General features: G+C 63.9%; 5 protein-coding genes. All 5 read right to left on the bottom strand.

Annotated features, from left to right (window positions below; translation table 11 throughout):
* A partial coding sequence (locus tag V7050_RS16785; RefSeq protein ID WP_324410873.1) for a formate dehydrogenase accessory sulfurtransferase FdhD occupies nucleotides 1-408 on the bottom strand: 408 nt, incomplete at its 3' end.
* Between the two features lie 4 nt (nucleotides 409-412).
* Complete coding sequence (gene fdhF, locus V7050_RS16780; RefSeq protein WP_324374644.1) at nucleotides 413-3,310, bottom strand: formate dehydrogenase subunit alpha; 2,898 nt, start codon at nucleotides 3,308-3,310, stop codon at nucleotides 413-415.
* On the bottom strand, nucleotides 3,307-4,815 hold the full coding sequence (locus V7050_RS16775; protein ID WP_324374668.1) for an NADH-ubiquinone oxidoreductase-F iron-sulfur binding region domain-containing protein: 1,509 nt from the start codon (nucleotides 4,813-4,815) through the stop codon (nucleotides 3,307-3,309). The genes fdhF and V7050_RS16775 overlap by 4 nt, the downstream gene beginning before the upstream one ends.
* Nucleotides 4,812-5,288 carry a formate dehydrogenase subunit gamma gene (locus V7050_RS16770; RefSeq protein ID WP_324374642.1) on the bottom strand — a complete coding sequence of 159 codons (477 nt, stop codon included), beginning with the start codon at nucleotides 5,286-5,288 and terminating at the stop codon, nucleotides 4,812-4,814. Before V7050_RS16770 ends, V7050_RS16775 begins: the two co-directional genes overlap by 4 nt.
* A gap of 93 nt (nucleotides 5,289-5,381) precedes the next feature.
* Nucleotides 5,382-6,272, bottom strand: coding sequence for a LysR family transcriptional regulator (locus V7050_RS16765; protein ID WP_324374640.1), 891 nt, complete (start codon nucleotides 6,270-6,272; stop codon nucleotides 5,382-5,384).
* Nucleotides 6,273-6,649: the final 377 nt, after the last annotated feature.

The following is a 6,649-nucleotide window of genomic DNA, read 5'->3' as shown; positions in this document are numbered from 1 at the left end:
GGAGGGGCACGGGGCCCGGGGGGGAACGCGGGGTAGCGGCCGCATCGCCTGTTCGAGGCTGTCGATTCCACATAGGCCGCACCCCGCCGGTCCGGCCATGATGCGGCGGCGTTCGGAAAGAACCTTGGCGCGGTCGTCTCGCAGCCAGAACCGCGCCTCGGTACCCTGAGTGTGCGAAACGACCTCGAAGCTCTCGACCTCACCGGGTCGAGTGATCACGCCCTCGCTCAACGCGAAACCATATGCAAAGTCGGCAATGTCGTCCGGCGTTGCCATCATCACGGCGAGAGTCGAGCCGTTGAACACGACGGCGACGGGCACCTCTTCCGGCAGCGTCCGGTGAACCGAACAGGCGCCGTCCGTCTGGAAGGACCAACCCGGCATGGATCTTGTGGACGGGCCCTGCATGACTTTACTCCGCCGCCGGGAGGATCCGCCGCGAGCGCTCGGCCTGCGCGGCATAGTCCTCCTGCCAGGTGGTCGGACCGTTCGACGGGCTCACCTGAACCGCGGTCACCTTGTACTCGGGGCAGTTGGTAGCCCAGTCCGAATAATCGGTCGTGATGACGTTGGCCTGCGTGTCGGGATGGTGGAAGGTCGTGTAGACGACGCCGGGGCTGACCCGGTCGGTGACCATTGCCTTCAGGGTGGTTTCCCCGGCCCGGGAGGCCAGCCGAACCCAGTCGCCCTCTTTCAGGCCGCGGTTTTCGGCATCGTGCGGGTGGATTTCCAGCAGATCCGCCACGTGCCAGATCGTGTTCGCTGTTCGCCGCGTCTGTGCGCCGACATTGTACTGGCTGAGGATGCGCCCGGTCGTGAGCAACAGCGGGAAGCGCGGACCCGTCTTCTCGTCGGTAGCGACGTACTCGGTCACGATGAATCGTCCCTTGCCGCGAACGAAGCCATCCACGTGCATCAACGGCGTGCCCTCGGGATGCGCCTCGTTGCAGGGCCACTGCACCGAGCCTTTCTCTTCCAAGAGCGCGTAGTCGACACCAGAGAAGGAGGGCGTCGTCGCCGCGATTTCATCCATGATCTGGGCGGGGTGCGTATAGCTCCACCCGGCACCCATGGCGTTGGCTAGCAGTTGCGTGACTTCCCAATCGGCATAGCCGTTCCGGGGCGAGATGACTTTGCGCACGCGATTGATGCGCCGCTCGGCATTGGTAAACGTCCCGTCCTTTTCGAGGAAGGTGGAACCGGGCAGGAAGACATGCGCATAATTCGCCGTCTCGTTCAGGAAAAGGTCGTGAACGATGACACATTCCATCGCGGCGAGACCCGCGGCCACGTGCTTCGTGTCAGGGTCGGATTGCAGGATGTCTTCGCCCTGGCAATAGAGCCCCTTGAACGTACCGTCGACGGCCGCATCCAGCATGTTCGGGATTCGAAGACCGGGTTCGGGGTCGATCGGCCTGCCCCACACCGCCTCGAACATCTCGCGCACATCCGCGTCTTTCACGTGGCGGTAGCCTGGCAACTCATGCGGGAACGAACCCATGTCGCAGGAGCCCTGCACGTTGTTCTGTCCGCGCAGCGGATTCACCCCGACCCCGGGGCGGCCGATGTTACCCGTCAGCATGGCGAGATTCGCGATTGCCATGACCGTGGTCGAACCCTGGCTGTGCTCGGTGACACCCAGGCCATAATAGATCGCTCCGTTTCCGCCGGTCGCGAAGAGCCGCGCGGCAGCGCGCATTTCGGCCGGATCCACCCCGGTCAGGAGTGCCGTGAGTTCCGGGCTGTGGCGCATATCGCTGACGAACTCTGCAAAATGCCGGAACTCGTCCCAGTCGCAACGCTCGCGGATGAAGGCCTCGTCGATCAGCCCTTCGGTCACGATCACATGCGCCAACGCCGTGACGACCGCGACGTTGGTTCCGGGCCGCAGCGCCAGATGGTGCGCCGCCGCGACATGCGCCGACTTGACGAGGTCGATGCGGCGCGGGTCGATGACGATAAGCTTTGCGCCGGCCCGCAGACGTTTCTTCAGCCGCGATGCAAAGACCGGGTGACCGTCGGTCGGGTTCGCGCCGATCACGATCACCACATCGGTGTGCTCGACCGAGTCGAAGTCCTGCGTTCCCGCAGAGGTGCCGAATGTCTGGCCCAGCCCGTATCCGGTGGGCGAATGGCAGACGCGCGCGCAGGTGTCGGTGTTGTTGTTGCCGAAGACTGCGCGGGTCAGTTTCTGAACCAAGTAGGTTTCCTCGTTGGTACAGCGCGACGAGGTGATGACGCCGATACTCTTTCGGCCATAGGTCTCCTGAAGACCGCGCATCTTCGATGCCGCAAAGCCGATGGCCTCGTCCCAGCTTACCTCGCGCCAGGGCTCGTCAATGCTGTCGCGGATCATGGGATTTAGGATGCGCTCCCTGTGGTTCGCATAGCCCCAGGCGAAGCGCCCCTTGACGCAGGAGTGACCCCGGTTCGCCTTGCCGTGCTTGTAGGGGACCATACGGACGAGTTCGTCGCCCTGCATCTCCGCCTTGAACGAACAGCCGACGCCGCAATAGGCGCAGGTGGTCACGACGGACCGGTCGGGCGTGCCCATCTCGATGATCGACTTCTCCTGCAGTGTCGCCGTCGGGCAGGCCTGTACGCAGGCGCCGCAGGACACGCAGTCGGAAGCGAGGAAATTCTCGGCCCCCACCGAAACGCGGCTGTCGAAGCCGCGCCCCTCGATGGTCAGCGCGAAGGTGCCCTGCACTTCCTCGCAGGCCCGGACGCACCGGTTGCAGACGATGCATTTCGATGGGTCGTAGGTGAAATAGGGGTTGCTGTCATCCTTCGGCAGCCACTCCGGATTGGCCTCACCGGAGCTGTTGCGCGCCTTGAAATGGTTGACGAAGCCGCCGTCTTCCGGGGCCTTGTAGCGCACGTCGCGAAGCCCCACGGCTCCGGCCATGTCCTGCAGTTCGCAATCGCCATTGGCCGAACAGGTCAGGCAGTCGAGCGGGTGGTCGGAGATGTAGAGCTCCATGACACCCTTGCGGATCCGCCGGACCTTATCGGACTGGGTGCTAACGACCATGCCCTCGGTCACGGGCGTGGTGCAGGAGGCGGGCGTACCCCGCCGCCCCTCGATCTCTACCGCGCAGAGCCGACAGGATCCGAACGCCTCGAGGCTGTCTGTCGCACAGAGTTTCGGAACGCGAATGCCCAGTTCCGCGGCCGCGCGCATCACGCTGGTGCCTTCAGTCACCGTCACCTCGAACCCGTCGATGGTCAGCGTCACTGGTTTGCCCGCCTTCGCCTTGGTGCCCATGTCACGGTCGTCGAGCATCGGGGGGAGGATGAAATCCTTCATTCTGCGGCCTCCTTCAGCCGGGCGAAATCGTCGGGAAAATGGGTGACGGCGGACAGTACCGGATAGGGGGTGAAGCTGCCGAGCGCGCAGAGCGAGCCGTCCTTCATCGTTTCGCACAGGTCGGTCAGCAGCGGCAGCGCGGCCGCGTCGCCTTCAGCTATGCGATCGATGGTCTCGACGCCACGCACCGCGCCGATCCGGCAGGGCGTACACTTGCCGCAGCTTTCAATGGCGCAGAATTCCATGGCGAACCGCGCCATTCCCAACATGTCGGTGGTGTCGTCGAAGACGGTCATCCCTGCGTGGCCGATCAACCCGCCCTGCCGGTCGAATTCCTCGTAGCCGATCGGCGTGTCGAACTTGGAGACCGGCATGTAGGCACCGAGGGGGCCGCCGACCTGCACCGCTTTCACGGGACGGCCCGAGGCGGTACCGCCGCCGAGGTCGATCACCACTTCGCCCAGCGTGACGCCGAAGGCGGTCTCGAACAGGCCGCCGCGCGCCACGTTGCCCGCGACCTGAAGCGTCACGGTGCCGCGCGAACGCCCGAGGCCGAATTCGGCGTAGTTCTGCGCGCCCTTCTCGAAGATCACCGGCACGGTGGCGAGCGAGATCACGTTGTTCACGATGGTCGGCCGCCCGAGAAATCCCTCGAGCGCAGGTAGTGGCGGCTTGGCGCGCACAACGCCGCGCTTGCCTTCGAGCGAATTCAGAAGCGAGGTTTCCTCGCCGCAGACATAGGCCCCGGCGCCCTTGCGGATCTCCATGTCGAAGGCCTGGCCTGACCCGAGGACGTCCGTGCCCAGGATGCCCGCTTCTCGCGCGAGTTCGACCGCGCGGCACATCACTGCGATGGCATCGGGATACTCCGACCTTAGGTACACGTATCCCCGCGTCGCGCCCACGCCGATCCCTGCAATGGCCATGCCTTCGATCAGCGTGAAAGGATCGCCCTCCATGATCATCCGGTCGGCGAAAGTGCCGCTGTCGCCCTCGTCGGCGTTGCAGATGATGTATTTCTTCGGTGCCTCGGTATCGTGCACCGTCTGCCACTTGATGCCAGTCGGGAAACCAGCTCCGCCACGCCCGCGCAGCCCGGACGCCTTGACCTCGTCGACAATCTCCTGACCTGTCATTCCGAGCGCCCGGCGCAGTCCTGCAAGGCCGCCATGAACTTCGAAATCGGCCAGCGACAGCGGATCGATGACACCCACCCGAGCGAAGGTCAGCCGTGTCTGGCGCCTCATCCAGTCAAGGTCCGCGACCGGGCCGAGCGCCTTGTCGCTGGTGCCGTCCACGATCCCGACGGCGTCGGAGGGCTCCGCCGGGCCGAAGCCATGCCGCACCCCGTCAATCTCCACCTCGACCAGCGGCTCCAGCCAGATCATGCCGCGCGACCCGGTGCGGACAATCTCGGCATCAGGGGCCGCGGCGCGCAGGGCGGCGACCACCGCCTCGGCACCCAGGGCCTTCGCCGCGCTGTCCATCGGCACGAAAATCTTCATGCGCCCGCCTCCGCCAGGAGGGCGTCCAGCTTCGCAGCATCGACGCGGCCCAGGACACGGCCATCGACCATCGCTGCCGGGCCGCAGGCGCAAAGGCCGAGACAGTAGACCGGTTCCACCGTCACCGCGCCATTCGCGGTCGTGCCGTGCCAGTCCAGTCCGAGCCTATCCAGGAGAGCCGCTACAACGGCATCACCGCCAACCGACTGGCAGGCCTCCGCCCGGCAGACTTTCAAAACATGACGACCGGCTGGTTTCTCGCGGAAATCGTGATAGAATGAGATCACGCCGCGCAACTCGGCCTCGCTGATGTTCAGCGCGTCACAGATCAGGCGGTGCGCAGCATCCGGAATACAGCCGCAGGCATCCTGAATCGCGTGCAGGATCGGAAGAAGCGCACCTTCTGCGTCACGGTGCTCCGAGATCAGGTGGCCAAGTTCCTCCAATGTGAGCGTACCGTTGGGCGATTGCATGACGGGCCTCGACTGCTTGGCTATTCGTCCCCCAAAGTCGCAGCCAATCAATCGGTGATCAATATTGTATTTCCGTATATTGATTGAGGAGGTCTATCGACCGCTTTTGGACATGTTTCGCGCCGTGCGCATAAGGGCGTCGAGCACCGGCGTGTGCGGTTCGCGGTAAGGCGCGACCAACCCGACCGAATGCGCCGGCTCCGGGCCATGCAGCGGGACGAGCGCAAATGATCTGCGCTGCGCCAGAAACTCCGCCATGTCTTCCGGCAGAATTGTGAGGCTGTCGCCGCGTTCGACCATCGCTGCAAGAACGATTGTCGAATTCGACTCGATCCAAGTTTCGGGTGTCGTATCGACCGCGGCGAAGTTGCGGTTGATGATTCGACGGTTCTGCATGTCCGGCGTCAGTAGGGAGAGCCGCGCGCCGCCGATCTCGTTCCATCCCACGCTGTCGCGCTTCGAGAACGGCGACGATCTGGCACAAACCAGCATATAGCGCTCCTCGTAAAGTGGTTCGGTGCTGACCCGTCCCATCGGTTCGTTGTCGAGATAGGAGATACCCGCATCGATCTCGAGGTTGTCGAGCATCGACAGGATTTCAACAGACGTACGAGACAGGATGGTGAACCGTACGTTTGGGTGCTTCTTGCCAAACTCCGAGGCGAGCCGCGCAACCCAGGTCAGGGCGGTCGGAATCACTGCAAGCCGCAACTGGCCGGAAAGTCCTTCCCTTTTGAACCTCATTTCTTCGCGCAACTGGCGCGCATCGCCCACGATCTTCCGTGCCCACACCAGCGCGGTCTGCCCCTCCGGTGTCAAACCGCCGAAGCGGGACGCGCGAAAGACGAGTTGCACGCCGAGTTGATCCTCAAGCTGCTTGATTCCGGTCGACAGCGTCGGTTGCGTGATCCCGAGACTTGCCGCGGCGCGCCCGAAATGTGCTTCTCGGGCCAGAGCGATGAACATTTCCAGCTTGTCGAGCACTTTCTGCCATTCCGGATTGAAAACGGCCTATCCGATACATGACCTCAATCGACCGATCTCTGCAATAGCGGCCGGAACGGTCAGCCTGCGCTCCCGCGCACTCGAACGCCAGGGCCTGTTCGACATTGCGCCAGGCTATGGGCGCGAAGTCTGTTTGTCGTCAGAGACTTCTGGCAGGGTCCTGGCTCGCTTCGGACGCTACCGTCGGACTTGGGGATCGGCCGCCACGGAGCCGTCCTTCTGGCCGCCCTGAGCCTTCGTGTTGGTCTCCGTCACCGGATTATTTCGCGAACGGGGCGAACCCATGAACGGGCGTTGTTGTACAGAAGCGGCTGAAATGAGGGGATTGAACGAACCCGCTGACGCGGGAAGGAAGC

This window comes from Amaricoccus sp., from assembly GCF_036846665.1.
Taxonomy (GTDB): domain Bacteria; phylum Pseudomonadota; class Alphaproteobacteria; order Rhodobacterales; family Rhodobacteraceae; genus Amaricoccus.
Note: the sequence above shows the minus strand (reverse complement) of the source record. Positions and strands in the feature narration are given on the sequence as shown.